This window comes from Caulobacter segnis (assembly GCF_003243465.1).
Taxonomy (GTDB): domain Bacteria; phylum Pseudomonadota; class Alphaproteobacteria; order Caulobacterales; family Caulobacteraceae; genus Caulobacter; species Caulobacter segnis_A.
In genome coordinates this window covers 36718-62426 of the sequence record NZ_QFQZ01000001.1, presented here as the reverse complement: position 1 = coordinate 62426, position 25709 = coordinate 36718, and the positions used below count along the sequence as shown (strand labels likewise).

26 protein-coding genes and 2 pseudogenes are annotated in these 25709 nt (G+C 69.3%); 12 read left to right on the top strand and 16 right to left on the bottom strand.

The window, feature by feature from the left end; translation table 11 throughout:
- Positions 1–26: 26 nt before the first annotated feature.
- Positions 27–887 (bottom strand): TIGR01459 family HAD-type hydrolase, encoded by an 861-nt coding sequence (locus DI526_RS00290; RefSeq protein ID WP_304272636.1) that lies wholly within the window; start codon positions 885–887, stop codon positions 27–29.
- 148 nt (positions 888–1035) lie between these two features.
- Between DI526_RS00290 and DI526_RS00285 the strand changes: the two genes are divergently transcribed.
- The gene (locus tag DI526_RS00285) at positions 1036–1602 is read left to right on the top strand and encodes an NnrU family protein (RefSeq protein ID WP_304272635.1); all 567 of its coding nucleotides are present in this window, start codon (positions 1036–1038) and stop codon (positions 1600–1602) included.
- A 180-nt stretch (positions 1603–1782) separates the two neighbouring features.
- Here the strand turns inward: DI526_RS00285 and DI526_RS00280 are convergent, their stop codons facing one another.
- From DI526_RS00280 to DI526_RS00270, 3 genes are all read right to left on the bottom strand, one after another.
- Positions 1783–2469 carry a 2OG-Fe(II) oxygenase gene (locus DI526_RS00280; RefSeq protein WP_304272634.1) on the bottom strand — a complete coding sequence of 229 codons (687 nt, stop codon included), beginning with the start codon at positions 2467–2469 and terminating at the stop codon, positions 1783–1785.
- Positions 2466–2693 carry an Ada metal-binding domain-containing protein gene (locus DI526_RS00275; protein ID WP_304272632.1) on the bottom strand — a complete coding sequence of 76 codons (228 nt, stop codon included), beginning with the start codon at positions 2691–2693 and terminating at the stop codon, positions 2466–2468. The genes DI526_RS00280 and DI526_RS00275 overlap by 4 nt, the downstream gene beginning before the upstream one ends.
- 67 nt (positions 2694–2760) lie before the next feature.
- Positions 2761–4032 (bottom strand): EAL domain-containing protein, encoded by a 1272-nt coding sequence (locus DI526_RS00270; RefSeq protein ID WP_304272629.1) that lies wholly within the window; start codon positions 4030–4032, stop codon positions 2761–2763.
- 189 nt (positions 4033–4221) lie between these two features.
- Here DI526_RS00270 and DI526_RS00265 point away from each other — a divergent pair, with 189 nt between their 5' ends.
- Positions 4222–4557, top strand: a complete 336-nt coding sequence (locus DI526_RS00265) for a FeoA family protein (RefSeq protein ID WP_304272627.1) — start codon at positions 4222–4224, stop codon at positions 4555–4557.
- A 64-nt stretch (positions 4558–4621) separates the two neighbouring features.
- Entirely contained in the window at positions 4622–6481 is a 1860-nt protein-coding gene (locus DI526_RS00260) for a ferrous iron transporter B (protein WP_304272911.1), read from the top strand.
- A gap of 190 nt (positions 6482–6671) precedes the next feature.
- Here DI526_RS00260 and DI526_RS00255 read toward each other — a convergent pair whose 3' ends face one another.
- From DI526_RS00255 to DI526_RS00240, 4 genes are all read right to left on the bottom strand, one after another.
- Entirely contained in the window at positions 6672–7697 is a 1026-nt protein-coding gene (locus DI526_RS00255) for a helix-turn-helix domain-containing protein (protein WP_304272625.1), read from the bottom strand.
- A gap of 323 nt (positions 7698–8020) precedes the next feature.
- On the bottom strand, positions 8021–8899 hold the full coding sequence (locus DI526_RS00250) for a 3-hydroxybutyryl-CoA dehydrogenase (protein WP_304272623.1): 879 nt from the start codon (positions 8897–8899) through the stop codon (positions 8021–8023).
- Positions 8900–9033: 134 nt separating this feature from the next.
- Positions 9034–10074, bottom strand: coding sequence for a lysine-2,3-aminomutase-like protein (locus DI526_RS00245; RefSeq protein WP_304272622.1), 1041 nt, complete (start codon positions 10072–10074; stop codon positions 9034–9036).
- Positions 10035–11000: a LysR substrate-binding domain-containing protein gene (locus DI526_RS00240; protein ID WP_304272620.1), complete on the bottom strand. Its 966-nt coding sequence runs from the start codon at positions 10998–11000 to the stop codon at positions 10035–10037. Before DI526_RS00240 ends, DI526_RS00245 begins: the two co-directional genes overlap by 40 nt.
- 130 nt (positions 11001–11130) lie before the next feature.
- Between DI526_RS00240 and DI526_RS00235 the strand changes: the two genes are divergently transcribed.
- Positions 11131–11253: a hypothetical protein gene (locus DI526_RS00235; RefSeq protein WP_304272618.1), complete on the top strand. Its 123-nt coding sequence runs from the start codon at positions 11131–11133 to the stop codon at positions 11251–11253.
- A gap of 88 nt (positions 11254–11341) precedes the next feature.
- Here the strand turns inward: DI526_RS00235 and DI526_RS00230 are convergent, their stop codons facing one another.
- Positions 11342–12283, bottom strand: a complete 942-nt coding sequence (locus tag DI526_RS00230; protein WP_304272617.1) for an electron transfer flavoprotein subunit alpha/FixB family protein — start codon at positions 12281–12283, stop codon at positions 11342–11344.
- The gene (locus DI526_RS00225; protein WP_304272615.1) at positions 12283–13029 is read right to left on the bottom strand and encodes an electron transfer flavoprotein subunit beta/FixA family protein; all 747 of its coding nucleotides are present in this window, start codon (positions 13027–13029) and stop codon (positions 12283–12285) included. The genes DI526_RS00230 and DI526_RS00225 overlap by 1 nt, the downstream gene beginning before the upstream one ends.
- 210 nt (positions 13030–13239) lie before the next feature.
- Between DI526_RS00225 and DI526_RS00220 the strand changes: the two genes are divergently transcribed.
- Entirely contained in the window at positions 13240–13512 is a 273-nt protein-coding gene (locus DI526_RS00220) for a hypothetical protein (RefSeq protein ID WP_304272614.1), read from the top strand.
- Positions 13513–13516: 4 nt separating this feature from the next.
- On the opposite strand, the gene DI526_RS00215 is transcribed toward DI526_RS00220, so the two are convergent.
- A complete protein-coding gene (locus DI526_RS00215; RefSeq protein ID WP_304272612.1) occupies positions 13517–14095 on the bottom strand; it encodes a cob(I)yrinic acid a,c-diamide adenosyltransferase in 579 nt (192 codons plus the stop codon).
- A 48-nt stretch (positions 14096–14143) separates the two neighbouring features.
- Complete coding sequence (locus DI526_RS00210; RefSeq protein ID WP_082769664.1) at positions 14144–14347, bottom strand: twin transmembrane helix small protein; 204 nt, start codon at positions 14345–14347, stop codon at positions 14144–14146.
- A gap of 317 nt (positions 14348–14664) precedes the next feature.
- On the opposite strand from DI526_RS00210, the gene DI526_RS00205 reads away from it, so the two are divergent.
- The 3 genes from DI526_RS00205 (at position 14665) to DI526_RS00195 (ending at position 16443) form a co-directional block, all read left to right on the top strand.
- Positions 14665–14895, top strand: coding sequence for a hypothetical protein (locus tag DI526_RS00205; protein ID WP_304272606.1), 231 nt, complete (start codon positions 14665–14667; stop codon positions 14893–14895).
- Positions 14892–15539 carry a TetR/AcrR family transcriptional regulator gene (locus DI526_RS00200; protein WP_304272604.1) on the top strand — a complete coding sequence of 216 codons (648 nt, stop codon included), beginning with the start codon at positions 14892–14894 and terminating at the stop codon, positions 15537–15539. The genes DI526_RS00205 and DI526_RS00200 overlap by 4 nt, the downstream gene beginning before the upstream one ends.
- A gap of 295 nt (positions 15540–15834) precedes the next feature.
- Entirely contained in the window at positions 15835–16443 is a 609-nt protein-coding gene (locus DI526_RS00195) for a TetR/AcrR family transcriptional regulator (RefSeq protein WP_304272602.1), read from the top strand.
- Positions 16444–16473: 30 nt separating this feature from the next.
- On the opposite strand, the gene DI526_RS00190 is transcribed toward DI526_RS00195, so the two are convergent.
- Positions 16474–18087 (bottom strand): serine hydrolase, encoded by a 1614-nt coding sequence (locus tag DI526_RS00190; RefSeq protein ID WP_304272600.1) that lies wholly within the window; start codon positions 18085–18087, stop codon positions 16474–16476.
- A gap of 162 nt (positions 18088–18249) precedes the next feature.
- Positions 18250–19944 (bottom strand): acyl-CoA dehydrogenase family protein, encoded by a 1695-nt coding sequence (locus tag DI526_RS00185; RefSeq protein WP_304272598.1) that lies wholly within the window; start codon positions 19942–19944, stop codon positions 18250–18252.
- A 123-nt stretch (positions 19945–20067) separates the two neighbouring features.
- Between DI526_RS00185 and DI526_RS00180 the strand changes: the two genes are divergently transcribed.
- On the top strand, positions 20068–20694 hold the full coding sequence (locus DI526_RS00180) for a glutathione S-transferase family protein (RefSeq protein ID WP_304272596.1): 627 nt from the start codon (positions 20068–20070) through the stop codon (positions 20692–20694).
- 29 nt (positions 20695–20723) lie between these two features.
- On the opposite strand, the gene DI526_RS00175 is transcribed toward DI526_RS00180, so the two are convergent.
- On the bottom strand, positions 20724–21800 hold the full coding sequence (locus tag DI526_RS00175) for an acyltransferase (protein WP_304272593.1): 1077 nt from the start codon (positions 21798–21800) through the stop codon (positions 20724–20726).
- Between the two features lie 102 nt (positions 21801–21902).
- On the opposite strand from DI526_RS00175, the gene DI526_RS00170 reads away from it, so the two are divergent.
- Positions 21903–23396: an MFS transporter gene (locus DI526_RS00170; RefSeq protein ID WP_304272592.1), complete on the top strand. Its 1494-nt coding sequence runs from the start codon at positions 21903–21905 to the stop codon at positions 23394–23396.
- A gap of 60 nt (positions 23397–23456) precedes the next feature.
- Here DI526_RS00170 and DI526_RS00165 read toward each other — a convergent pair.
- A pseudogene (locus tag DI526_RS00165) lies at positions 23457–23525 on the bottom strand (hypothetical protein); the annotation flags it as partial.
- Positions 23526–23531: 6 nt separating this feature from the next.
- Between DI526_RS00165 and pabB the strand changes: the two are divergent.
- Together pabB and DI526_RS00155 are read left to right on the top strand one after the other, a co-directional pair.
- Positions 23532–24875, top strand: a pseudogene (gene pabB, locus DI526_RS00160) (aminodeoxychorismate synthase, component I); the annotation flags it as partial.
- Complete coding sequence (locus DI526_RS00155; protein WP_304272591.1) at positions 24872–25627, top strand: aminotransferase class IV; 756 nt, start codon at positions 24872–24874, stop codon at positions 25625–25627. The pseudogene pabB and the gene DI526_RS00155, both read left to right, overlap by 4 nt.
- Positions 25628–25709: the final 82 nt, after the last annotated feature.

The following is a 25709-nucleotide window of genomic DNA, read 5'->3' as shown; positions in this document are numbered from 1 at the left end:
ACACAGCATAGCGTCTCGAAACCCGATCACCAGACCAGATCGCCGATCGCGTGGGTGGCGCCGACCTGCTCGGCGCGCAGCAGGGCGTGGACCGCGTCCTCGTCCAGCAGGCCGTCGGGACCGATCGCCTTCTCGCCGTGAATGCCCTTGGCGATGAACAGGCAGGCCAGCTTCTGGTCGTGGGCGCCCTTGACGTCGGTGATCACGCCGTCGCCGACGCACAGGACGCGGTCGCGATCGACGGGGCGGCCGAGCAGGCGCTCGGCCTCGGCCAGGGCCAGGTCGTAGATCGCGCCATAGGGCTTGCCGGCCATCACCACCTGGCCGCCCAGGCTTTCATACAGGTCGGCCAGGGCGCCGGCGCAGAAGATCAGCCGGTCGCCGCGCTGCACGACGCGGTCGGGATTGGCGCAGATGAAGAGGAGCCCCCGGTCGGCGGCGACCTTGAGGCGGTCGCGGTAGTCCTCGGGGACCTCCTTCTCGTCCTCGTAGAGGCCGGTGCAGGAGATGAAGTCGGCGTCCTCGCAGCCGGCGGCCGTCAGGTCGATGCCGTCATAGAGCACCTCGTCGCGCTCGGGGCCGATCTTCCAGACCTTGCCCGGGGCGCGGGCTTTCAGCAGCGCGCGGGTCGCATCGCCCGAGGTGACGAAGCCGCTCCAGGCCGAGCGCGGTACGGAGAGGCCGTCCAGCTGCGCGACCACGTCGGCGGACGGGCGCGGCGAGTTGGAGATCAGCACCACCGGGCCCTTGGTTTCGCCCCACTTGGTCAAGGCTTCGCAGGCCTGCGGGAAGCTGGCCACCCCGTTGTGGATCACGCCCCAGACGTCGCACAGCACCACGTCGTAGCGGTCGGAAAGGGCGCTTAGGCCAGGCGGGAAATCCATCATGCTGCGGCGGTACCGGTCGGAGGGCGGGGCGTCAATGTCGCCGGGGCCCTTAGCTGTTCTCGCGCGGACCTCAATTCAAGAGCGGCGCGGCCAAGCTTCCGAAGAGCGGCGTTCCGTGACTATCCTTCCGAAACCTTGGGAGGGGCCGATGACGATACTGATCCTGGGTCTTTTCGTATTTCTAGGCGTCCACTCGGTGCGGATCCTGGCCGCGCCGCTGCGCGACGCCCAGATCGCCGCCAGCGAAAAGCGCTGGCGGGGGCTCTACTCGCTGATCGCGGGGCTGGGCTTCGTGCTGATCATCCTGGGCTGGATCGCGGCCCGCCCGACGGCGCCGCAGGTCTATGACCCGCCGGTCTGGGGCCGCCACGCGGCCATGGGCCTCGTCTGGATCGCCTTCGTGCTGCTGGCCGGCGCGAACGGTCCGGTCGGGCGGATCAAGGCCACGGTGCGCCACCCGATGCTGCTGGGAACCATCGCCTGGGCCAGCGGCCACCTGCTGGCCAATGGCGACCTGGCCTCGGTGGTCCTGTTCGGGGCGTTCCTGACCTGGGCGGTGCTCGACCTGATTTCGGCGGTGAACCGCAAGGAGCCGGCGCCGGTGGTCACCAAGCCGATCGCGGACGTGATCGCGGTGGTCGGGGGGACGGCGCTCTACGCGGTGTTCGTGGGCTTCGTGCACCGGGTGTTGTTCGGCGTGTCGCCGATGGGGTGAGGGGCGCTAGGTCGCGTCGTGCTCAGCCCTCCTCCCCATTAGGGGGAGGTGGATCGATGCGAATACGCATCGAGACGGAGGGGGTCCGCGAAACGGTGGTGCGCTCGCCGCCTCACAGGGCCCCTCCACCGGCGTTCGCCGGTCCCCCTCCCCCATAGGGGGAGGAGAGATGGCGATGCGTCACGTCGCGTCATGGAAGATCACGCCAAGCGTCCGTCTCCGCCCGGACCGCACCGCGCTGACCCCGTGCCGCAACACCCGCCGATGGACGCCGCGCGTCCCCTCGGCCGGCCGCTCGCGCACCGCGAAGATCACGCCCTCGCCCCGCCTGAGCGGGACCACTTGCGGCGCCGACTGCTGCCGGGGGCGTTGCTCGACGATGACGAACTCGCCGCCCTCGAAGTCGCGGCCCGGCTCGTCCAGCAGGAACGCCGCCTGCAGCGGAAAGACGTGCTCGCCGTAGAGGTCCTGGTGCAGGCAGTTGTAGTCGCCCGGGCCGTAGGTCAGCAGCAGCGGCGTCGGCCGGACCTGTCCCGCGGCGTGGCAGCGGGCCAGCATCTCGTCCAGAGCGTCGGGAAAGCGGTGATCCTGGCCCAGCCGTTCGGCCCAGCGGTTGGCGACCTGGGCCAGCGGACCGTAGAGAGCCTGCCGCAGCCGCTGGACCATGTCGGGCAGCGGATAGCTGAAGTACTTGTACTCGCCGCGCCCGAAGCCGTGACGGGCCATCACGACGCGGCTGCGGAACGGCGCCTCCCGCGGATAGAGGTCGGCGATCGCGGCGCAGGTCTCCGGCTTCAGCAGCGGACCGGTCAGGGCCCAGCCGCGCGCGTCCAGCTCGGCGCCGATGCGGGTCCAGTCGAGGGTCACGCGGCCTCGCGGTCGGGCTTGCAGCGCAGGCAGGCGCGGAAGCCGGCGGCGCGGGCGCTCTCGCGCGTGTCGTGGAATTCGACGTTCTTGCGCAGGGGACGGCCGGCGCAGCGCGCCACGCAATAGACGCCAGTGGTGCGCACGGCGACGAAGAAGGCGCCGTCGGCGGCCCGGTCGCGCGCCTCCCAGGCGGCCCAGCGGGCGTCTTCGGTGTCATAGGCCATGAGGGGGCTCCTTTCGCGGGAGACCCTGCCGCCAACGCGCGGCGGCGTCATTCCGATGCTTGCGGACCTACCAGCCCGCCGCGCGCCGGCGCGCGCCGCCGCGCATGAAGTCGGACGGCGGTTCGGCCTCGGCCAGGATCGCGTCGCGGATGGCGCGGGGCTCGCCGAACAGGTTGCCCTGGCCATAGGCGATGTCGAGGTCGAGGATCTCGGCGACCTGCTTCTCGGCCTCGACCTTCTCGACGATGACCTCGATGCCGTAGCGTCGGGTCAAGGAGGCGAAGTCGGCGGCGTTCAGGTCGGGCAGGGAGGCGATGACCAGCTTGCCGTCCTGCTCCTCCAGCTCGTTCATCATCATCTGGGCCGCGACCTTCAGGTAGCGCACGTCGGCGCGCGCCAGGTCCTGGAAGTCGACGTCCAGGTCCACGACCTTGTCGAGGCTGAAGCTGAAGCCCAGGCTGGCCAGGCGGGCCATGTGGCGGGCCTCGACCGGACCGCGGCGCTCGAAGGCGTCCTGGCCCAGCTCGAAGATCACCGCGCCGGCCAGGTCCTTGTTCTCCTGCATGAACTCCAGGAACTGCGGGAAGAAGGCCTCGTCGCCCAGGCTGGCCAGCGAGATGTTGCAGAAGATGCCGACCTTGCGGTCCTGCTTGGCCAGGCGGCGGACGATCTGCACGCAGCGGAACAGCAGCAGGTTGTCGATGTTGCTCATCAAGCCTTCCGGCTCGGCCACCGACAGGTATTCGGCCGGCATCAGCACGCGACCGCTCTCGTCGCGCAGGCGCGAGAAGCTCTCGTAATAGACCACGCGGCGCTGGGGCAGGCTGACGATCGGCTGCAGGTAGAGATCGACGCGGTTGTCGGCCAGGGCCTCCTGGACCATGCGCAGCAGGCGGTCGCCCTGCGGGGCGCGGTCGGTCAGCGGGCCGCGCGGCGCGGCGCCCGGATGGCTCATCTGGCTCAGCTGGCGCTCCAGCCGGTCGTTCATCTTGTGAACGAGGTCCTCCAGGTGGCTGACCTCGGTGGACAGGGCTTCGGTGCGGCGCTGGGCGTCGGCGGCGACGACCTCCATCAGGTCGGTCACGCGGCCGTCGACCTTCTCGACCTGGTCCAGCAGGATGGCGTGGGCTTCGCGGACGGTGTCGACGTCCAGTCGCAGGGCCGCGCCCAGGAAGGTCTGGGCCAGCAGGCCGTGGAAGGCGAAACAGAGGCCCAACATGCCGATGAAGGCCGAGACGCCGACAGCCGGGGTCGCGCCCATCCTCCAGAGGAAGAGGGAGACGATCAAGGCCAGACAAAGATAGGCGCCCGTCAGGAGCGCCAGCATAAGCTTACGCATCATTTCGCCCACACGAATCGATAGCGATCATCAGACCGTTCGGAACGCCAGGAGTCGAATAGATTAACACGCCTGCGCCAAACGGTCCCAAGGATCCTTAACGCGGCGCACACGCCGGCCTCCGTATGATCGCTGAATCGACATTCGCGCGCTCGACTGATAATCGTTCGCAATCTTATCGGAGCGGTTATGTCCGAAGCGTTCGTGCTGTCCCCTGAATTCGAGCCCGCCGTCGTCGATCCCACAGGCGATCCGGCCGGGGTTCGTCCCCTGTCCGTGGCCGGGCCGGGCGATCGCGGCGTGATCGTCAAGGTCACCGGCGTGTCCGGCGCTGCCGAGGCCGTCGCCGCCGAAGAGCTGGAGCGACGCCTGCTGGAGATGGGCTTCGTCGAGGGCGCGACGATCGAGGTGCTGCACCAGGGCCTGTTCGGCCGCGACCCGATCGCCGTCCGCGTCGACGACACCCGGGTCGCGCTGCGTCGTCGGGAAGCCGGCGCCGTCTCGGTGAAGTTCGACGGACGCTAAGACCTTGACCTCCGACATCGGCCTCGCCGCCACCGCTACCGACTCCCCCGCCAAGTCCGCGCCGCTGGCCCCCGCCCGGGTCGCCCTGGTCGGCAATCCCAATTCCGGCAAGACGGCCCTGTTCAACGCCCTGACCGGCAGCCGCCAGAAGGTCGCCAACTACGCCGGCGTCACCGTCGAGCGGAAGGAAGGCGTGCTGACCGCGCCCAGCGGCCGGTCGATGCGCGTGCTGGACCTGCCCGGCACCTATTCCCTGCGCGCCCGCAGCCCGGACGAGGCGGTGACCCGCGACGCCGTGCTCGGCAAGCTGGCCGGCGAGGCCGCGCCCGAGGCGCTGATCTGCGTCGCCGACGCCACCAACCTGCGGCTGGTCCTGCGCCTGGTGCTGGAGCTGAAGCAGGTCGGCCGGCCGTTCGTGCTGGCCCTCAACATGTTCGACATCGCCCAGCGCCAGGGCCTGCGGATCGACCTCGAACGCCTTTCCAAAGAGCTGGGCGCGCCGATCGTCACCACCGTGGCGACCCGCAAGCGCGGCCTGCCCGAGCTGCTGGAGCAGGTCGAGGGCCTGGTCGCGGCCCGGAAGCCCGAGGCCGAGAGCGCCTGGCGCGAGCCGTCCGCCGCCGAGATCCGCGCCGCCCACGCCGAGGCCCAGCGCATCTTCAAGGCCTGCGTGAAGCCGCCCGAGCGCCCCGACACCCTGACGGGCAAGATCGACGGGGTGCTGCTGCACCCGGTGGCCGGCCTGTTGATCCTGCTGAGCTTGCTGTTCGTGATGTTCCAGGCGGTGTTCACCTGGGCGACGCCCGCCATGGACGGCATCGACGCCGGCTTCGCGGCGCTCGTGGCGTTCACCAACGCCCACCTGCCGCACGGCCTCCTGACCAGCTTCATCGCCGACGGCCTGATCGCGGGCGTGGGCAGCGTGCTCGTCTTCCTGCCGCAGATCCTGATCCTGTTCTTCTTCATCCTGATGCTGGAGGACAGCGGCTACATGGCCCGCGCGGCCTTCCTGATGGACAAGATCATGGGCGGCGCCGGCCTGCACGGCCGGGCGTTCATCCCGCTGCTGTCCAGCTTCGCCTGCGCAATCCCCGGCATCATGTCGACGCGGGTGATCGACAACCGCGAGGACCGGCTGACCACGATCCTGGTCGCGCCGCTGATGACCTGTTCGGCCCGCATCCCGGTCTACACCCTGATCATCGGCGCCTTCATCCCCCAGCACACCGTGGCGGGTTTCCTGTCCCTGCAGGGGCTGGTGATGTTCGGCCTGTACGCCAGCGGCATTTTCAGCGCGCTGCTCGTTTCGTTCGTGATCCGGCGCGTGTTCTGGCGCGGGGCGGTCGAGCCCTTCATGATGGAGCTGCCGACCTATCGCTGGCCCGAGCCGCGCAACGTGGCGATGAACCTGCTGACCCGCGCCCGCATCTTCATGGCGCGCGCCGGTCGCATCATCCTGCCGCTGATGGTGCTGGTCTGGGTGTTGTCGACCTTCCCCTATCCGCCTGAGGGCGCGACGGGGCCGGCCATCGACTACAGCATCGCCGGCCGCCTGGGGCAGTTCCTGGCCCCGCTGATGGCGCCGATCGGCTTCAACTGGCAGATGACCGTGGCCCTGATTCCCGGCATGGCCGCCCGCGAGGTCGCCGTGGCGGTGCTGGGCACGGTCTATGCGGTCGGCGGCGAGGACGGCGAGACGGGCGCCCTGTCGACCCTGCTGAAAAACCAGTGGTCCCTGGCCAGCGCCCTGTCGTTCCTGGCCTGGTACGTGTTCGCGCCCCAGTGCCTGCCCACCCTGGGCGTGGTCAAGCGCGAGACCAACAGCTGGGTCTGGCCGACCGTGATGTTCGTCTACATGGTCAGCCTGGCCTATCTGGCCGCGTTCGTGACCTACCACGTGGCCGTGGCGTTGGGAGCTGGCTAGAGGCGGACTCTTCCGTCCGTCTCCAATAGTCCGATCTCCCCGGCGAATGCCGGGGTCCAGATCGAACCCGCCAGCATCCTTGTTCAGGGCGCAGCGGGGGGCGCGAGCGCCCAGACGACCCCGGATGAATCTGGGCCCCGGCATTCGCCGGGGAGGTCGGATTTCCGGATGCCGCGCTCCGACGGCGTCCTCACAACAACCCCCGCACCCAGGCGAACACGTCGTCTGGCCGCTCGATGGCCGACAGGCCCTCGCGGCGGGCGCGTTCGCCCAGGCTGCGCAGGCGGCCGGGCGTCATGCCGAAGCGCGCGCGGAAGGCGCGGCTGAAGTGGGCGTCGGAGCGGAAGCCCAGGCGGTAGCCGACCTCGGCCAGGGTCTGCTGGTCGGCCTTGTCGCCCAGGATCTCGTCGAAGGCCTGGTCCAGGCGCCGGGCCTGGATGAACGCGCTGACCCCGCCCGCCGGTTCGAACACCTTGTAGAGCAGGCTGCGCGAGACGCCGAGGTGGCGGCGGACCGCCTCCGGCGACAGGTCTGGCTCGGCCAGGTTCTGGACGACGAACCGCTGGGCCGAGGCCAGCAGCATCTTCTCGACCGGCCGAACCTCCTCGTCGCTCGGCGCGCCGTGGGCCAGGATGACGGCGCTGACCAGGGCCGCCGCCGCCTTGCCGGCCAGGGTCAGGTCGGTGGCCGACATCGCCTGGGCCGACGCCCACAGGGCCCGCAGATGCGAGCCCAGAAGGCGGCCGCTGGGGCCGTCCTCGCGGATCACGCAGCCATGGAAGTCGAGCTCGGCGGCCTGGGGCTCCAGGGCGGTGCGCGACAGGATCAGGTGGACGGTCTCGTAGGCCTCCGTGACCATGTCGAACGGGCGCGACATGTCGATCAGGCGGATCGAGCCCATGTCGCTGCTGGCTTGCCGCCCGTCGTAGTCGCCGCGCCAGCCGCCGGACTCCAGGTCCAGGACCGCCAGCACCGAGTCCGAGGCGTCGGCGGCGATGTGCGACAGCTTTCGGGTGAAGCGCTGTGGCACGCCCGAGCAGCGCGCCATCACCACGCCGGCCAGGTTGTAGCCCTCCATCCGGTTGCGGAATTCGGCCTCGGGCGAGAGCAGGGTGATGTCGAACAGATGCGCGCAGGCGCGGCGGTACTCGGCGGCCGCGTCTGCGCGCTCGCGGGCGTCCAGGACCCAGAGATCGCGTCGCAGCGAAGCGGTCATCGGCGTGGTTTCGCGGCCAGGTAGAGGCGGTGATCCATCGCGGACGGCGGGGCAAGAGAACGTGGATATCGGGTCAATGACAACCGAGCCATGGCGAGCGAAAAGGGCGGCGCTTTCGAGGCGCGCCGGTGGGGGAGATTGGCGCGCTTGGGAGATGGTCATCGGCCCTCCGCCAGGGCTTCGACGACCCGTCGGCAGGGCCCCTATCCCTCCGACCTCGGGGGAGCGGCGCCGTCTTGAGTTCCTCAAATTCGCGACGGCTCCGCTCCTTCCACACCTTGCGGTCCGGTGGACGTGTCGCGGAGCCTTGCGTTGCGGGCGACCTAGCGCGTGGGGACCGGCGTCTCGCCGCGATAGTCGTAGAAGCCGCGCCCGGTCTTCTTGCCCAGCCAGCCGGCCTCGACATACTTCACCAGCAGCGGGCAGGGACGGTACTTGCTGTCGGCCAGCCCCTCGTGCAGCACGTTCATGATGCTCAGCACGGTGTCCAGGCCGATGAAGTCGCCCAGCTCGAGCGGGCCCATCGGATGGTTGGCGCCCAGCTTCATCGCCGTGTCGATGGCGTCGACCGTGCCGACCCCTTCGTACAGGGTGTAGATCGCCTCGTTGATCATCGGCACCAGCACGCGGTTGACGATGAAGGCGGGGAAGTCCTCGGCGTTGCTGGTGATCTTGCCCAGCGACTTGGCGAAGTTCACGGCCGTCTCGTAGGTCGGAACATCGGTGGCGATGCCGCGGATGATCTCCACCAGCTTCATCAACGGCACCGGGTTCATGAAGTGCAGGCCGATGAAGCGCTCGGGACGATCGGTCGCCGAGGCCAGGCGCGTGATCGAGATCGACGAGGTGTTCGAGGCCAGCAGCGTGTCGGGCTTCAGGTGCGGCTGCAGGCTGCGGAAGATCGACTTCTTGACTTCCTCGTTCTCGGTGGCGGCCTCGATGGCCAGGTCCGTGGCGCCCACCGCCTCCAGGCCGTCGGCGGGCGAGATGCGCTCCAGGGCCGCCTTCATGGCCGCGTCGTCGATGATGCCGCGGCCCACCTGGCGGGCCATGTTCTTCTCGATGACGGCGATGCCGGCGTCGATCCGCTCGCGCGAAACGTCGTGCAGCTTCACCCCGTAACCGGCCAGGGCGACGACATGCGCGATGCCCGCCCCCATCTGGCCCGCGCCGATCACGCCGACCGTCTTGATCTCACTCATGAACGCCAAGCCTTCGCTCGATCCCGCGCCGGGCTTCCGCGCCCACGCCTTCGACTATGGCGACTTTTCTAGCACGAGAAACCACGGCGCCGCCAAGGCTTTGCTGCGTCGCAACCGAAGGGCGGCTTTTCGCCTCAGTCGCCGGCGGGCGGATAGGCGTGGCGGCCGCCGTTCGGGTCCTCCACTTGGCCCTCGCCGAGGTAGCTGGGGCCCACCGGCGCCTTGCCGTGGCCGCCGGGAATGTCGAGCACATAGGTCGGCTGGGCCAGGCCCGACAGGCTTCCGCGCAGGGCGCGCATGATCGCCTGGCCTTCCGCGATCGTGGTGCGCAGGTGCGCGGTGCCGGGGGCGAGGTCGCCATGGTGCAGGTAGTAGGGCTTGATCCGCGTCTCGACGAAGGCCCTCATCAGCGCCGCCAGGGTGTCGGGATCGTCGTTGACGCCCTTCAGCAGCACGGTCTGGCTGACCATGGCGATCCCGGCGTCGACCAGGCGCGCGCAGGCCGCGCGGGCGGCCGGGGTCAGCTCGCGGGCGTGGTTGGCGTGCAGGGCGACATAGACCGCCTTGGTCGAGCGCTTCAGAGCGGCGATGAGGTCATCGCTCACGGCGGCCGGATCGACGGCCGGGACGCGGGTGTGGAAGCGCACGACCTTGACGTGGTCGATGGCCTCCAGCCGGTCGACCAGTTCGGCCAGCCGCCGCGGCGACAGCACCAACGGATCGCCGCCGGTGACGATCACCTCCCAGATCTCCGGCCGGCCGGCGATATAGGCGAAGGCCGCGTCCAGCTCGGCCGGCGTCAGGTTCGACAGCCCCTCGGGGCCGACCATCTCGCGGCGGAAGCAGAACCGGCAATAGACGGCGCAGGTGTGGGTGGGCTTCAGCAGCACCCGGTCGGGATAGCGATGGACGACGCCCTCCACGGGGCTGTGGGCGGAGTCGCCGATCGGGTCGCCGTCCTCGCCGGGGCTGGCGACCAGCTCCTCGGGGGCCGGGACGAACTGGCGGGCGATCGGGTCGTGCGGGTCGGCGACGTCGATCAGCTCGGCCATGGCCGGGGTGATGGCCACCGCATAGCGCGCCGCCACCGCCTCCAGCGCCGGCAGGCGCTCGGGCGGAACCAGGCCGGCCTCGTTCAGGGACCGGACGTCGCGAAGGGTCTTGGCGGGGGACATGAGGCGGCGGGATATGCGGGATTTTCGCCGTCGGGGCAAACGCGGCCTTCGCGCCGCTCGCCCTCTGTCTCTCTCAGCAACCAGTCCCGCAGCTTCAGGATGCGCGGCAGTTTCGGATTGTCGGCGCGCCAGACGAAGCTGTGGCCGGTGTCGACATCGACCTCTCCGGGCAGGGGGCGGACCAGGCGACCGTCCTGCAGGTCCCGCTGTGCGTAACCGGCGCGGGCCAGGGCGAAGCCCATGCCCTGGGCGGCGGCGTCCAGCAGCATGGTCGAGGCGTCGAAGGCCAGGCCGGGCGGCAGCTCGGGCGGTTCGATCCCCATCGCCCGGAACCACGTCGCCCAGGTCAGGCTGGTATGACGCAACAGCGGCGCGGTCAGCAGATCCTCGGGCTTTTCGATCGGATGGCGGGCCAGGGTCTCGGGGCTGCAGACCGGGAACATTCGCTCGTCGATCAGCCGGACCGACTCCACGCCCGTCCAGGGGCCGACGCCGTAGCGCAGGGCGATGTCGACGCCGTCGGTCGTCAGGTCGGCGACGCGGTCCTCCACGCGAATGGTCAGGTCCAGCTCGCCGGTTTCGGCCGTCAGGCGCGCCAGCCGGGTGGTCAGCCAGCTGGCGGCCAGGGCGGCGCCGACCGAGATCACGATCGGGCCGCTGCCGGCGCGACGGGCGTCCTCGACGCCGTGCCTGAGCGTGTCCAGGGCGCGGCGGACCTGCTCGGCCAGGGCGGCGCCCGTGGGCGTCGGCTCCATCTGGTTGCCGCGCCGGGCGAATAGCTGGACTCCCAACTCGTCCTCCAGCTTGCGGACCTGCTGGCTGACCGCGCCGTGGGTCACGAACAGCTCATCCGCCGCGCGGCTATAGCTCCGATGGCGAGCGGCGGCCTCCAGGGCCACCAGGGACGAGAAGGGCGGCAGGCGCATGGTCGCGCTCGGGGTTGTTAGTCAGGCTCACAAGCTGACACAGATACCATCGTTCGCAAAGCCGCTCGCACACGAGCATGTTCCCTCTCGCGACGCGCCGCTACCGCTTCACACCGATGAGGATCAACCCATGAAGACCCTGCTGATCGCGGGCGCGCTGGTGCTCGCCCTGGCCTCCGCCGCCGCGAGCCCTTCGTCCAGCCTGTCCAACCCGGACGCCGCTTGGGCCAGGCCGGTCATCACCGTGCGCTAACGCCATGCCCGCCGCACGAAGAAGGCCCGGAGTCGCCTCCGGGCCTTTCAAATTCATCCCTTCTCCCGCAGGGGGAGAAGGGGAGTTCCTACTTTCCGGCCGCGCTCAGGGCGTCCATCAGTTCCGGCACGGCGGTCTTGTAGTCGGCGACCAGGCCGTAGTCGGCGACCTGGAAGATCGGCGCGTCGGCGTCCTTGTTGATCGCGACGATCACCTTGGAGTCCTTCATGCCGGCCAGGTGCTGGATCGCGCCCGAGATGCCGATGGCGACATAGAGCTGCGGCGCCACGACCTTGCCGGTCTGGCCGACCTGGTAGTCGTTCGGGGCGTAGCCGGCGTCGACGGCCGCGCGGCTGGCGCCGACGGCGGCGCCCAGCTTGTCGGCCAGCGGCTCGATCACGCGCTGGAACTCCTCGGCCGAACCCATGGCGCGGCCACCCGAGACGACGATCTTGGCCGCGGCCAGTTCCGGACGGTCGGACTTGACCATCTCCTCGCTGACGAAGCGGGTCTTGCCGGCGTCGGCGCCTGCGACGCTTTCCACCGACGCCGAGCCGCCTTCAGCGGCGGCGGCGAAGGCGGTCGGGCGGACGGTGATCACCTTCTTGGCGTCGCCCGACTGGATCGTCTCCAGGGCGTTGCCGGCGTAGATCGGGCGCACGAAGGTGTCGGCGCTGACGACCTCGACGATGTCCGAGATCGGGGCGACGTCCAGCTTGGCGGCGACGCGCGGCGCGAAGTTCTTGCCGCCCGAGGTGGCCGGAACCAGGATCGCGTCGTAATTGCCGGCGAGGGCCAGCACCGCGTCGGCCTGGGCCTCGGCGATCCCGTGGCCCAGGGCGTCGGACTCGGCCAGCAGCACCTTGCGGACGCCGGCGATCTTGGCCGCTTGGTCGGCCACGGCCTTGGCGCCCTTGCCCAGCACCAGCACGTCGACGTCGCCCGAGATCTTCTGGGCGGCGGTCACGGTCTTGTGGGTGGCGTCGCGCAGGTGCGCGTTGTCGTTGTCGGCGATGACGAGAACAGCCATTACAGCACCCCCGCGGTGTTGAGCTTGGAGACCAGGTCAGCGGCCGTCTCGACCTTGACGCCCGCCGAGCGCTTGGCCGGCTCGGTGACCTTCAGGACCTTCAGGCGCGGCGCGACATCGACGCCGTAGTCGGCGACCGCCTTGGTGACGATCTCCTTCTTCTTGGCCTTCATGATGTTGGGCAGAGACGCATAGCGCGGCTCGTTCAGGCGCAGGTCGGCGGTGATCACGGCCGGCAGGTCGACGTCCAGGGTCTGGAGGCCGCCGTCGACTTCGCGGGTGACCTTGGCGGTCGAGCCCGACACGTCCACGGCCGAGGCGTAGGTCGCTTGCGGCCAGCCCAGCAGGGCCGACAGCATCTGCCCGACGGCGTTGTTGTCGCCATCGATCGCCTGCTTGCCCATCACGACCAGGTTCGGGTTCTCCTCGGCGACCACGGCGGCCAGCAGCTTGGCCACGGCCAGCGGCTCGACGTCGGTGTCGGAGGTGATCAGGATGCCGCGGTCGCCGCCCATGGCGAGCGCCGTGCGGATCGTTTCCTGGGCTTGGGCGGGGCCGATGCTGACGATGACGACTTCCGTCGCCACGCCTTTTTCCTTGAGACGCACGGCTTCCTCGACCGCGATCTCACAGAAGGGGTTCATCGACATCTTGACGTTGGCGAGGTCGACACCCGTTTGGTCCGCCTTGACGCGAGCCTTCACGTTATAATCGATCACCCGCTTGACCGGGACTAGGACCTTCATCGGTTTTCACCGCCTCCAGGTTTTGCGTTTTCTCCTGCTTGCCAATCGACTTAGCGCTTGTGCGCCGCAATGCAAGTTTCCCTTGGCGTAAGCGTAATGCGTTATCGCTGTGCGAGTTCAAACAATCGTAGGGAAGCTTCTCGCTTCCGAGCCGCCCGCGCGCTCGCCGGCCAATTCCCTTGCGCGCGGAAAGGCGCTAAGGGGCCGATCATGAACAAGACCTTCACCCGCCTGAAGTACATCTTCCTGGGCCTGTTCCTGCTCTCCAGCGCCAGCGTGCTGGCCTATCACGCGATGTGGGTCTGGCCGAAGCAGCGTTGCGAGGAGCGCGGCGGCGCCTGGGCCGGCCGGTGGCTGAAGTGCGCCACCATCTATCCGATCGAGACCCTGACCCGCCGCCCGGCCAATGTGCCGCCGATCAACGGCGAGGCGAAGATCGCGCCCGCGGCTCCAGCCGCCGCCTCGGCGCCACAGAAGAAGTAGTCCGCTAGCGCGTCGCGCCGGGCTTCCAGAGCACGTCGGCCTTGCCCTTGTCGTTGGCCCAGCGGGCGGCGACGAACAGCAGGTCCGACAGGCGGTTCAGGTACTTGATCGCCGGGGCGCCGACGATCTCTCCCTCGACGGCCGTCAGGGCGACGCAGCCACGCTCGGCGCGGCGGCAGACGGTCCGGGCGACATGCAGGGCGGCCGCGGCGGGCGAGCCGGCCGGCAGCACGAACGAGGTCAGGGGCTCGAGCTCGCCGTTCAGCAGATCGATCTCGCGCTCCAGCCGCTCGACCTGGCTGTCGAGGATGCGCAGCGGCTCCCATTCGGGCTTGCCGTGCTGTTCGGGGGTCGCGAGATCCGCGCCCAGGTCGAACAGGTCGTTCTGCACCCGCTCCAGGATGGCGTCGAGCACCGGGTCGGCCGCGGTATGCTGTCGCGCCTGGCCGATCGCCGCATTGGTCTCGTCCACCCCGCCATAGGCCTCGACCCGTTGCGAAGCCTTGCTGACCGGCGCGCCGGTGGCTAGGCGCGTCGAGCCGGCGTCGCCGGTGCGCGTGTAGATGCGGTTCAGCGTGACCATGCGTCGCGGACCCCTGTTCTCTGACGAGCGTTATCTAGCTGACGCGCCTCAAGCGCCCTTTCGCCACCAGAAGGCGGCGGCGACCAGGACGATGATGGCGATGAACTGCAGCAGCACCCGCAGCCGCATCAGCTTGTTGGAATAGGAGCGCCCGAAGTCGCCGCCGCGGAACAGCGCATAGAGGCCCGCGCCCAGGGCGATCAGCACCGCCAGGAGCGCGGCCGGAACGAGGAAGTCGAACAGATGGGACATGGCCCCAGGATAAGGGGTCTGGAAGCCACGCGCCATAGCGCTGCCGGATCTGCTGGAACGCCGGATTTTGAGCGCGTTCGCCGAACTCGTTCGACGGGCATTATGTCGCAGTGACGCTATGGTGGTGCGCGCATATCTAGGTTGAGCGCGATCACTTAGGTAATTCGCGCAGGTTTTCGCGGTTGCTAAGACGCTTCCCTGGCGTTAAGGCGGCGGCTTCCTATTTAGTAGTCTGCGTTCGTTGAACATGATCAACTCCCCCACCGCGGATCGTTCAACGCCTTTCACTGACCCCAGCGGGGGTAGGAGATAGCCGTATGGCTCAGAGCGCCTGCTCTGTGGACAGGGCCGAATCCGCCGCGTTCGAGCGCGAAGAGGCCATGGCCGAGGTTCGCCAGCTGATCACCGACCTGCGCGACGCCGCGCAGGACGGTCGCCAGCTGGCCCGTCGTTACGCCGACGTTTTGCAGAACGTCGTCGATGAATATTGCACCGAGTTCGAGATGCGCGCCGAAGCCGCTCTCGCCCGCCTGGAGGCCGTCGCATGAGCTTCGTATCCGTCAATATCGACCAAGGGGACGAGACCCCGGTGAAGCTGACCCGTCGGGCCCTGGCCAAGCAGCGCACCCGCGAGCGTGTCCTGGCCGCCGCCCGCCGCCTGTTCAGCGAGCGTGGCTATGAAGGCGCGACCATCCGCGACATCGCCCAGGCCGCCGGCATGTCGACGGGCGCCGTCTTCGCCAGCTTCGCCGACAAGTCGGAGCTGTTCGAGGAAATCCTGACCGCCGACTACGAGGTCATCTACGGCCAGATGACCCAGGCGGCCCGCACGGCCAAGACCGTGGACGAGGCGCTGCTGGGCCTGTTCGGCGTCGGCTACAGCTTCCATGTCGAGCAGCTGCCGCTGCTGCGCGCCAGCATCGCCGTCTCCTGGACCCGGTCCGAAGCGGCCGAGCGTCGCGCGCGCGCCGACCTGAAGCACATCTTCAGCCTGATCGGCGAGGCGCTGCAGCGCGGCGTCGAGCAGAAGCAGCTTAAGGCCGATGTCGACGCCAAGCTGTTGGCGGAAATCGTCTGGGACGTGTATCTCGCCAACTATCGGCGCGCGGTCTATGACGGCTGGACGGTCGACGCTCTGATGGAGCGCCTGTCGGCTCAGCTGAAGATCATCTTCGCCGGCGTGCGCGCCTAGAGCCCTTTAGCTTTCGGTGGAATCATCTAAAGCGTCGAAAGGCGCTCTAGAGGCTTGATTCCAGGGCCTGTTTGTCCGGCCTGGATTTTCCATCCGAGCCGGGTGGGCTCTGCGATGCGAGCCTTCGGCCAAGCCGGGGGAACGCCTGAGCTTGTCAAGACGTCCGCTCTCCGGGCTTGGATGGTATCATCTCGGTCCCGGTGGGCTCAACCGATGGGCGACTTCGTTCCTGGGGGGGAACGGGGCCGTCCGTGAAAAGTCAATTTTGACGCTGGCGTGTTCGAGGGGGACGTGCGTGGGCGTAAGAAACGTTCAGAAGGCCGCGACGCGCGAGAAGGTTCTCGAGGCGGCGCGCGACCTGTTCAACGACGTGGGCTATGACGAGACCACCATCCGCGCCATCGCGGAGCGCGCGGGGGTGTCGGTCGGCAGCGTCTTCACCACCTTCGCCTCCAAGGCCGAGGTGCTCAGCCATGTGATGGAGCATCGGCTGGGCGAGCTCTATGCGGAGTTCGATCGGGTGGTCCCATTCCTGCGGGGCAGCACCGTCGATCGGCTGTGCACGATCTTCGCCATCCACTACGCGTTCGAGACCCGGCGGGTGAAGCTGTTCCTGGCGCACATCGCCGCCTCGTACAATCCCAGCAACGATCCGGGCGTCACGCCCTACGGCCGCAACCCGCGCCTGACCGAGATGCTGCTCGACGTGCTGCGGGACGGCGTGCGGCGCGGCGAGGTGCGCGACGATCTCGAGCTGCCGCTGATCGTCGACACCCTGAAGGCCGCCTACGCCTGGAACTACCGGATGACGGCCGCGGCGGGCGGCGAGCTGCCCGCCGCCCAGATGTCGTCGGTGATGGACAAGCAGATCGCGATGATCGCCGAGGGCTGGAAGCCGCGGTAGGACCTGCCCGGGCTTACCGACATCCCGCCCTCACGACACCCGCGTCAGCCGCAGGTCCTGGTAGTCGTAGCTGAAGTCGGCCAGGGGCGAGACCGCCTTGACCAGGGCCGACACCACCTTGCCGTCCTTCAGGTCGAAGGTGAAGAAGGCGTCCTCCTGGGTGCGGTCGTCGAAGGTCGTCTTGAAGACCTCGCCGTCGAACGGCTCCAGCTTGCCGCGCAGGGCGGGGGTCTTGTCGAACGAGACGTGCAGGCCCTTGGCCTTGCCTTTCCCGACCAGGCTGATCGTCACCGTGCCGTACCAGGGATCGCGATAGACCCCGGCATAGGCCTCGAGCGGCAGGCTCGGCTTGGCGCCGCCGCCGGTCGGCGTCGTCGCCTTGGCCAGGTCCTTCAGCGTCTGGGCCTCGTTATCGGCCTGGGCGCGCTTGCTGGAGGCGATCCAGTCATAGTCGGACCGGCCCTGCAGGCGATCAGGACCGCCGTAGCGCAGCGACCGCAGCACCGGGTTTTCCTCGGCGTTGGTCATCACCATGATCCCCGACTTCCGACCCGGCAGCAGGCCGGTATAGGAGATGAAGCCGGCCAGACCCCCGGTGTGCCACAGCAGCCGCTCGCCGCGATGGTCCTGGACGAACCAGCCCAGGCCATAGGCCTGGATCGTGGCGCGGGCGGGGGCCTCGGCGGTGGGACCGTCCGACCAGTTGGTGATCGTGTGCGGCTTCCACATCTCGCGGGCCGTGGCCTCGCTCCACAGCCGCTTGCCGTCCGGCGCGACGCCGAGGGCCAGCTGGGTCAGCATCCACTGGCCGATGTCCTTGGGCGTCGAGTTGGTCCCGCCCGCCGGGGCGGCGGCGTCGAAGCTGCTGTCGAACGGCAGCACCTTCTGGGGACCGAGGCCGCGGGTCGGCGGGCCCAGGCGCGCGTGCGGCGAGGCGCGGCGAGACTTGTCGACCAGGGCCGGGCTGGAGACGGTGCTGCTCATGCCCAGCGGATCGAAGATCCGGGTCTTGATCATCTCTTCCCAGGTCTTGCCGCTGACCGCCTCGATCACCGCTCCGGCCGCGACGTAGAGGACGTTGTCGTAGGCGTAGCCGCCCCGGAACTGGCCGCCGATCGGCAGGTACTTGAGCCCCGCCACGATGTCGGCGCGGGTGTGGGTCGGAGCCGGCCAGATCATCAGGTCGCCCGCGCCCAGGGTCAGGCCGCTGCGGTGGACCAGCAGGTCGCGGACGGTCATCAGCTTGGTGACGATCGGGTCGCTCATCTGGAAGGCCGGCAGGTGCTTGGTGACAGGGTCGTCCCAGGAAAGGCGCCCTTCCTCGACCAGCATGCCGATCAGGGCGGCGGTCATGGCCTTGGTGTTCGAGGCGATGCCGAAGACGGTGTTCTCGTCGCAGCGGTCCTGGGTCCCAAGCGTCTTCACGCCATAGCCCTTGGCCAGGGTGACCTTGCCGTTCTCGACGACGGTGACGCCCAGGCCCGGCTGGTCGGGGAAGGCGGCCATGACCTCCTGCGCGAACTTGTCGACGGCCGCGCCGACCGCGCCGGTCTCCTGCCGGGCCCAGGCTCGACTGTCGAACGCCGCCAGGCCCGCCGTCGCCAGGGCCGAGACAAGGGCGGAGCGGCGGGTCGTGGTCAGCATGGGGCGGCTCTCATAAGGGAATCCTCTCCCTGGGGAGAGGAGGGACCCATTGCGTAGCAATGGGAGGTGAGGGGGTAAACCGTTGGCCGCGAAACCCCTCACCCTCCCATCCCGACCTTCGTCGGGACGGGCCCCGCCCTCTCCCTCGGGGAGAGGGTCTCTCTAATTCCCGCCGTCCAGCAGCCGCCGCGCGATGACCTGGGCCTGGATCTCGCCCGCGCCCTCGAAGATGTTGAGGATCCGGGCGTCGGCCAGCAGGCGGCTGGCGGCGTATTCCATCGCGAAGCCATTGCCGCCGTGAATCTGCAGGGCGTTGTCGGCGGCGGCCCAGGCGACGCGGGCGGCGATCAGCTTGGCCATGCCGGCCTCGAGGTCGCAGCGCTTGCCCTCGTCCTTCTGGCGGGCGGCGAAATAGGTCAGCTGGCGCACACCCATGATTTCGGCGGCCATCATGGCCAGCTTGTTGGCCACGCGCGGGAACTCGAAGATCGCCTGGCCGAACTGCTTGCGGTCGAGGGCGTAGCCGAGGCCCACCTCCAGCGCCGCCTGGGCCACGCCGACGGCGCGGGCGGCGGTCTGGATGCGGGCGCTCTCGAAGGTGGCCATCAGCTGCTTGAAGCCCTGGCCCGGGACGCCGCCCAGCAGGTTTTCGGCCGGCACGGTGAAGCCGTCGAAGCCCAGCTCGTACTCCTTCATGCCGCGATAGCCGATCACCCCGATCTCGCCGCCGCTCATGCCCTCGGCGGGGAAGGGGGCTTCGTCGGTCCCGCGCGGCTTGGGCGCCAGCAGCATCGACAGGCCGCGATAGTCGGTCGTGCCCGGCTCGGTGCGGACCAGCAGGGTCATGACGTCGGCGCGGGCGGCGTGGGTGATCCAGGTCTTGTTCCCGGTGACGACGTAGCTGTCGCCCTTCAGCTCGGCGCGGGTGCGCAAGGACCCGAGGTCGCTGCCGGTGTTCGGCTCGGTGAAGACGGCGGTCGGCAGGATCTCGGCGCTGGCGATCTTGGGCAGCCAGTACTGCTTCTGCTCTTCCGTCCCGCCGGTCAGGATCAGCTCGCCGGCGATCTCCGACCGCGTGGCCAGCGACCCGACGCCGATCCAGGCGCGCGACAGCTCCTCGGAGACCACGCACATGGCGGTCTTGCCCATGCCGCTGCCGCCGTATTCCTCGGGGATGGTCAGGCCGAAGACGCCCAGCTCGCCCAGCTCCTGAACGAGCTCGATCGGGATCAGTTCGTCCTTCAGGTGCCATTCGTGGGCGAAGGGCGTGACCTTCTCCTCGGCGAAGGCGTGGAACTGGTCGCGGATCATCTCGAAGGTTTCGTCGAGGCCGGTGTTCTCCAGCGTCGGGCGGCCCCGCGCCTCTGCCAGGCGCTGGGCGATCCGGCTCTTCACGGCCTGGGTCCCGCCCTCGACCATCAGCTTCATCAGGCCGTTGGAATAGAGCCGGTTCAGCACCGCGCGGTCCTCGACCAGGTGCGCGGGGCGGACGATCTCGCCCTGGTTCATCGGCACGCCGCCGACCAGCTGGGCGCAGTATTCCGAGAACAGCAGCTGGGCCAGCAGGGCCTCGATCTCGCCAAAGCGGCCTTCGGCTTCCAGCCGCTCGGCCCAGCCGGCGACCTGGTTCAAGAGTTCGGCATAGGAAGCGTACCAGCCATAGCCGTGGACGCGGTGCTGGTGGACGTCGGCCAGCTTGCGGTCGACCTTCCCACCTTCCGGCGCTATGTGCGCCAGCACGGCGGGCTTGGCCTCGGCTACGAACAGGCCCGCCGCGTCGGCGGCCTCGCGCAGCAGGCCCAGCAGGCCGGGCAGGACCAGATTGTCGGTATTGTCGCGCGCGAGTGTCGTGGTCATGGCTTGCTCCCCTTGGCCAAACAGATGTTTTGCGCCAAACAATTGTTTTCTTTCACCGTGGCGCATTTCGCATCTGCGAGCAATGCCGCGCTGCAACATAAAGATCACAAAACGGGGAGTCCGATGATCAAGGTCCACCACCTCAACGAGTCGCGCTCGCAGCGCATCCTGTGGCTGCTGGAGGAGCTGGGCCTGCCTTACGAGATCGTCCAGCACACCCGCGATCCCCAGACGCGCCTGGCGCCGCCGTCGCTTCTGGCGGTGCATTCGCTGGGCAAGTCGCCGGTGATCGAGGACGACGGGCGGGTGATCATCGAGTCCGGGGCGATCATCGACTACGTGATCCGCCGTCACGGCGGCGGCCGCCTGGCGCCGGACATGGCGAGCGCCGACTACGACCTCTACCAGCAGTGGCTGCACTACGCCGAGGGCTCGGCCATGCTGCCGCTGCTGCTAAACATGTATGTCGGCCGCCTGGGCGAGGCCGGCGCGCCGCTGCACCCGCGCATCCACTCCGAGATCGCCAACCACCTGGCCTTCGTCGACCAGAGCCTGGCTGGGCGTGAGTTCTTCGTCGGCGACAGCCTGACGGGCGCCGACATCCAGATGAGCTTCGTGCCCGAGGTGGCCAAGGCCATGGGCAAGCTCGGCGACTATCCGAACCTCGCCGCCTGGATCGGCAAGATGCACGCGCGACCGGCCTGGAAGACGGCGCTGGACAAGAGCGGGCCCTACGCCCTGGGGGCCTAGGAAATCGGGCGCTCAAGGGGAGCGCTTGCTCAGCGCTTCCCCCACTTCGCCAGCCTGTCCCGGGCCGGCCGCTCGAACGCCACCAACGACAGGTAGGCGATCGGGAACAGGGCTACGACCCAGAACAGGCACCACAGCCGCATGGCGTCGCCGTCCAGCCGCCAGGCGCTGAAGCCCACCCAGTTGAGGGCGATCTTCAGCGCGATCGGGTGCAGCAGGTAGAGGCTGAAGCTGAGCTGCGCCCAGGGCGCCAGGCGGCGGCTCACCCCGCCCTGGACGCCTTGCGCGTCGGCCGCCACGCCCGCCAGCCCCACGGCGTAGATCACCAGCAGCAGCACGGTCCGCGAGGCGCCGGCCCACGAGGCGGCCATGAACACGCCCAGCAGCGCCCACATGACGATGCGCGCGAACGGCAGCCTGGCCAGCGTGTCCCGCGCCTGCCAGGCCAGCATGCCCAGCATGAATCCCGGAACCGCGCGGGCGACGCCGAAGTCGTAGGTCCATTGCGAGAAGCTCTCGCCGTCGCGGGTGATCCAGACCAGCAGGGCCAGGCTGCCGACCGCCACGGCGGCGGTCGCCCAGCGGCCCCTCGCGGTGATCCAGAAGAGCAGGGGCAGGGCGATATACAGGCCCATCTCGGCGCTGATCGCCCAGCTGACGAAGTTCCAGGTCTGGGCCTTGCAGGTTCCCCAGGCGTGGACGAACACGAGGTTCGGGACGATGCAGGCGACATCGTAGCGCGACGGGTCCCGCTCGCTGATCACGCCGGCCCAGCCGAGCGCGGCGATCACCACGAACACCCCTAGCGTCGCCCAGTGCAGCGGCCCCAGCCGCGCCACCCGCTTGCGCAGGAAGTCACCGTACTTGGCGAGGGTCGTCAGCTTGCCCGTGTAGATCGCCGCCATCACGTAGCCGGAGATCAGGAAGAACAGGTCGACGATCAGGCTGAAGCTCTTGATCGTGTCGTCCGCCGCCTGCCACCGGCCATCCAGATTGATGAACCGGTTGAAGTGGAAGACCACGATCATCACCGCCCCGACGATCCGCAGGGCGTCGAGGTGCAGCATCTGGTCGGAGTCGGGTTTCAGCGGCGGCAACTTCAGCATGGGCCAGTGGTGGCATGGCGGGCCGTGCGCAGACAATGGCGCAGGCGGGGCGGTGGAAATCGAGAAGGTGACAAACGTTCGTTTAAGGTCCAGCCTCGCGGCATGGCCCCGTCAGAGGGCCGAAGCCTAGGGTGTGGCATGAGCGAACTGGCGGGGACGCCTCCGGGCGTGAGCGAGGTGCTGGGCGAGGCCGGCGCCGAGGATGTGCTGGTCCCGGTCCCGAAAAAACGGCTCTCGCGCGGGGCGCTGAGCTGGATCCTGCACCAGGGCAGCCGCGATCCCTATGTGATCCTGGTCACCATCTATGTGTTCGCGCCCTATTTCTCGCGGGTGCTGGTCGGCGATCCGGTCAAGGGCCAGGCGACCGTCGCCGACATCTCCACCGTCTACGGCCTGCTGACCGCCCTGACGGCGCCGCTGCTGGGCGCCTCGATCGAGCGCTACGGCCCGCGCAAGCCGTTCATGGCGGTGATCCTGGCGGTCATGCTGCCGATCCTCCTGGCCCTGTGGTTCGCCAAGCCCGGCGGGCTGCCGGTCGGCCTGGTCGGCGCCGCCCTGATCACCCTGGGCGTGGCCTATAACCTGGGCGACGTGCTGAACAACTCGCTGCTGTCGCGGGCGGCCGAGCCGGGCCAGGAGCCGGTGCTGTCGGGCCTGGGCTACGCGGTGGCCAACGGGCTGTCGGTGTCCCTGCTGATCTTCGTGATGTGGGCCTTCGTGCTGCCGGGCCAGGTCCCGTGGTCGTTCGTGCCGTCCGCGCCGCTGTTCGGCCTGAGCCAGGCCGACAATGAGCCCAGCCGCCTGGCCGGCCCGCTGTCGGCGGTGGTGATGCTGCTGGGCGCGATTCCGTTCTTCCTGTGGACCCGCGACGCGGCCCGCACCGGCGTCTCGCTGCTGGCGTCCTTGAAGGAGGGCGTGCGGCTGATCATCGACACCTTCGCCAACCTGAAAGGCCACGCCGAGGCCGCCAAGTTCCTGGGCGTGCGGATGTTCTACTGCGACGGCATGACCGCGATGATCATCTTCGGCGGCCTGTTCGCGGCCGGGATCATGGGCTGGGGCGAGCTGGAGATGCTGGCCTACGGCGTCTCGCTGTCGGTCTTCGGCGTGCTGGGCGGCCTGGTCGCGCCGGTGCTGGACCGGACGCTGGGCCCGCGCCGCGCCGTCCAGGTCGAGATCGCCGGCTGCATCCTGATGCTGCTGGGCATGATCGGCACCACCCGCGACAAGATTCTGTTCTTCTGGCCGTGGTCCGCGAGCGCCCATCCGCCGGTGTGGAACGGGCCGCTGTTCCAGACCCTGCCGGAGCTGGTCTATCTGGGCTGCGGCCTGATGATCGCCGTCTGCGTCACTGCCCAGTACGCCTCGAGCCGCACGCTGCTGGTCCGCCTGGCCCCGCCCGACCGGATGGCCGCCTTCTTCGGCCTGTTCTCGCTGTCGGGCACGGCGACGGTGTGGCTGGGCTCGCTGCTGGTGGCCCTGGCGACCAAGATCTTCCAGGCCCAGGTGGCGGGCTTCATCCCGATCATGGCGCTGATGCTGGTCGGGCTGATCGGTCTGTCGACGGTGAAGGGCGGCGGGCGGGAGGGCGCGTGATACTTGCCCCCACCTGACCTGCTTCGCAGGTCGTCTGCCCCCGGAGGGTGCAGAAGAGAAACCCTTCCTCCCCCATTGGGGGAGGGGGACCGCCGAACGGCGGTGGAGGGGGCCTGCCGACGCTGCTATCAACGCTCCATGCGCCGCGTCGCCATCCTGACCGCCCCTTGGCGCGAGCCCGTCTGGGCCCTGGCGCCCTTTCGGGACGAGCCCCACGCCTGCGCGCTGATCTCCGGCGGGCAGGGCGGGCGGTGGTCGTATCTGCTGCGCGCCCCGGACCAGACCTTCAGCCTGACCGCGAAGGACGCCGCCGACCCGTTCGCGGCGCTCGCCGCGCTGCTGGGTCCGCGCCAGCCGACCGATCCGGACGGCCCGCCGTTCCAGGGCGGCGTCGTCGGGCTGGCGGCCTATGAGCTGGGTGACTGGATCGAGCGCCTGGGCCTGCCGCGCTCCGACTGGCCGGACCTGGCCTGCGCCCGCTATCCGGCGCTGCTGGCCTTCGACCACCACGCCCGCCAGGTGCTGGCGATCGGCCGGGGCGAGACCGAGGGCGACGCCGACACGCGCGCCCGCGCCGCCCTGGCCTGGCTCGACGCGCGGGCCACGCAGAGGTCGGAGCCACAGGGCCCGCTCTGCGTCGACCTCGTCGCCGACGATCCCGCGACCTATGAAACCGCCGTCGCCGAGGTGGTCGAGCGCATCCTGGCCGGCGAGATCTTCCAGGCCAATATCGCGCGCGCCTGGAAGGGCCGCCTGGCGCCCGGCGCCGATCCGTTCGACCTGTTCGCCCGCCTGCGCGCCCAGAGTCCCGCGCCGTTCTCGGCCTATCTGCGCCTGCCGGGGCGGGCGATGGTTTCCAACTCGCCCGAGCGGTTCCTGAAGGTCTCGCCGGACGGGACGATCGAGACCCGGCCGATCAAGGGCACGCGGCCCCGCGACCGCGATCCGGCCCGCGACCTGGCCCTGGCCGCCGAGCTCCTGGCCAGCGACAAGGACCGGGCCGAGAACCTGATGATCGTTGATCTGATGCGCAACGACCTGGCCCGGGTCAGCCCGCCGGGCAGCGTGCGCGCGCCCGAGCTTTTCCGGATCGAGAGCTTCGCCAACGTCCACCATCTGGTCTCGACCGTCACCGCGCGCCTGGCCAAGGGGCGCGGCCTGGCCGACCTGCTGCGCGCGAGCTTCCCGCCAGGGTCGATCACCGGGGCGCCCAAGGTGCAGGCGATGCGGGTTATCGCCAGCCTGGAGCCGCCGCGCGGCCCCTATTGCGGCGCGCTGTTCTGGGCGGGGCATGATGGCGCACTCGACTCGAGCGTGTTGATCCGGACCGTGGCCTTGGTCGAGGATGGCGGCGGCTGGCGGGTCGAGGCGCGCGCCGGCGCGGGGATCGTCGCCGACAGCGATCCGCGCGCCGAGCAACTGGAGACCCAGGCCAAGATCGCCGCCATCCGGCGCGCGCTGACGGAGAGCCCTGGATGATCACCCACGACGCCATCCCCTTCGACGATCGCGGCCTGCTGCTGGGCGAGGGTCTGTTCGAGACCTTGCTGGCCGTCGACGGCGAACTGCGACACCTGGACGCGCACCTCGACCGGATGGCGGCGGGCTGCGTCGTGCTGGGCATGCCGTTCGACCGCGCCGAGGCCGAGGGGCTGTGCCGGAGCACGGTCCCCCCGTCGGGACGGATGGCGGTGCGGTTGACCCTGACCGGCGGCTCGGGCGGCCGAGGGCTAGATCGTCCGGCCGACCTCAAGCCGCGGCTCTTCGCGCGGGTGGCGGCGGTGGCGCCGGTGACGACGCCGGCCCGGGTGATGATCTCCCACGTCCGCCGCAACGAAGGCTCGCCGGCCTCGCGGCTCAAGACCCTGGCCTATGTCGACAACGTCCTGGCGCGGACCGAGGCGGTCGCGGCCGGGGTCGACGAGGCCCTGATGCTCAACAACCGCGGCGACGTGGTCTGCGGCGCGGCGGCGAACGTCTTCTGGGTGGAGGGCGGGCGCCTGTTCACCCCGGCGCTCGACTGCGGCGTCCTGCCCGGCGTCACCCGCGCCCGGCTGCTGGCCGCGCAGGCTGTCGAGGAAGTGGCCGCCGGACCGCAGGTGCTGGAGCAAGCCGAGGCGGTGTTCCTGACCAACAGCCTGATCGGCGTACGGCCCGTCTCCCGCCTGGGCGAGCGGACGTTCGCGCCGCACCCGCTGGTCGAGCGCCTGCGTTCGGCCCTGCCAGCCTGAGCCGCTTCCCTGGGCGGCCGGGCGCCGTCGCCGGATGCGTGCTTGGTAAATTACCGATTAACCCTTTGTATTTTACCGCCAA

What these genes read in the sequence shown, in the direction of transcription:
- DI526_RS00290 (WP_304272636.1), bottom strand. Translation starts at nt 887, where the DNA reads ATGATGGATTTCCCGCCTGGCCTAAGCGCCCTTTCCGACCGCTACGAC.
- DI526_RS00285 (WP_304272635.1), top strand. Translation starts at nt 1,036, where the DNA reads ATGACGATACTGATCCTGGGTCTTTTCGTATTTCTAGGCGTCCACTCG.
- DI526_RS00275 (WP_304272632.1), bottom strand. Translation starts at nt 2,693, where the DNA reads ATGGCCTATGACACCGAAGACGCCCGCTGGGCCGCCTGGGAGGCGCGC.
- DI526_RS00270 (WP_304272629.1), bottom strand. Translation starts at nt 4,032, where the DNA reads ATGCGTAAGCTTATGCTGGCGCTCCTGACGGGCGCCTATCTTTGTCTG.
- DI526_RS00265 (WP_304272627.1), top strand. Translation starts at nt 4,222, where the DNA reads ATGTCCGAAGCGTTCGTGCTGTCCCCTGAATTCGAGCCCGCCGTCGTC.
- DI526_RS00255 (WP_304272625.1), bottom strand. Translation starts at nt 7,697, where the DNA reads ATGACCGCTTCGCTGCGACGCGATCTCTGGGTCCTGGACGCCCGCGAG.
- DI526_RS00250 (WP_304272623.1), bottom strand. Translation starts at nt 8,899, where the DNA reads ATGAGTGAGATCAAGACGGTCGGCGTGATCGGCGCGGGCCAGATGGGG.
- DI526_RS00245 (WP_304272622.1), bottom strand. Translation starts at nt 10,074, where the DNA reads ATGTCCCCCGCCAAGACCCTTCGCGACGTCCGGTCCCTGAACGAGGCC.
- DI526_RS00240 (WP_304272620.1), bottom strand. Translation starts at nt 11,000, where the DNA reads ATGCGCCTGCCGCCCTTCTCGTCCCTGGTGGCCCTGGAGGCCGCCGCT.
- DI526_RS00235 (WP_304272618.1), top strand. Translation starts at nt 11,131, where the DNA reads ATGAAGACCCTGCTGATCGCGGGCGCGCTGGTGCTCGCCCTGGCCTCC.
- DI526_RS00230 (WP_304272617.1), bottom strand. Translation starts at nt 12,283, where the DNA reads ATGGCTGTTCTCGTCATCGCCGACAACGACAACGCGCACCTGCGCGAC.
- DI526_RS00225 (WP_304272615.1), bottom strand. Translation starts at nt 13,029, where the DNA reads ATGAAGGTCCTAGTCCCGGTCAAGCGGGTGATCGATTATAACGTGAAG.
- DI526_RS00220 (WP_304272614.1), top strand. Translation starts at nt 13,240, where the DNA reads ATGAACAAGACCTTCACCCGCCTGAAGTACATCTTCCTGGGCCTGTTC.
- DI526_RS00215 (WP_304272612.1), bottom strand. Translation starts at nt 14,095, where the DNA reads ATGGTCACGCTGAACCGCATCTACACGCGCACCGGCGACGCCGGCTCG.
- DI526_RS00210 (WP_082769664.1), bottom strand. Translation starts at nt 14,347, where the DNA reads ATGTCCCATCTGTTCGACTTCCTCGTTCCGGCCGCGCTCCTGGCGGTG.
- DI526_RS00205 (WP_304272606.1), top strand. Translation starts at nt 14,665, where the DNA reads ATGGCTCAGAGCGCCTGCTCTGTGGACAGGGCCGAATCCGCCGCGTTC.
- DI526_RS00200 (WP_304272604.1), top strand. Translation starts at nt 14,892, where the DNA reads ATGAGCTTCGTATCCGTCAATATCGACCAAGGGGACGAGACCCCGGTG.
- DI526_RS00190 (WP_304272600.1), bottom strand. Translation starts at nt 18,087, where the DNA reads ATGCTGACCACGACCCGCCGCTCCGCCCTTGTCTCGGCCCTGGCGACG.
- DI526_RS00185 (WP_304272598.1), bottom strand. Translation starts at nt 19,944, where the DNA reads ATGACCACGACACTCGCGCGCGACAATACCGACAATCTGGTCCTGCCC.
- DI526_RS00180 (WP_304272596.1), top strand. Translation starts at nt 20,068, where the DNA reads ATGATCAAGGTCCACCACCTCAACGAGTCGCGCTCGCAGCGCATCCTG.
- DI526_RS00175 (WP_304272593.1), bottom strand. Translation starts at nt 21,800, where the DNA reads ATGCTGAAGTTGCCGCCGCTGAAACCCGACTCCGACCAGATGCTGCAC.
- DI526_RS00170 (WP_304272592.1), top strand. Translation starts at nt 21,903, where the DNA reads ATGGCCCCGTCAGAGGGCCGAAGCCTAGGGTGTGGCATGAGCGAACTG.
- DI526_RS00155 (WP_304272591.1), top strand. Translation starts at nt 24,872, where the DNA reads ATGATCACCCACGACGCCATCCCCTTCGACGATCGCGGCCTGCTGCTG.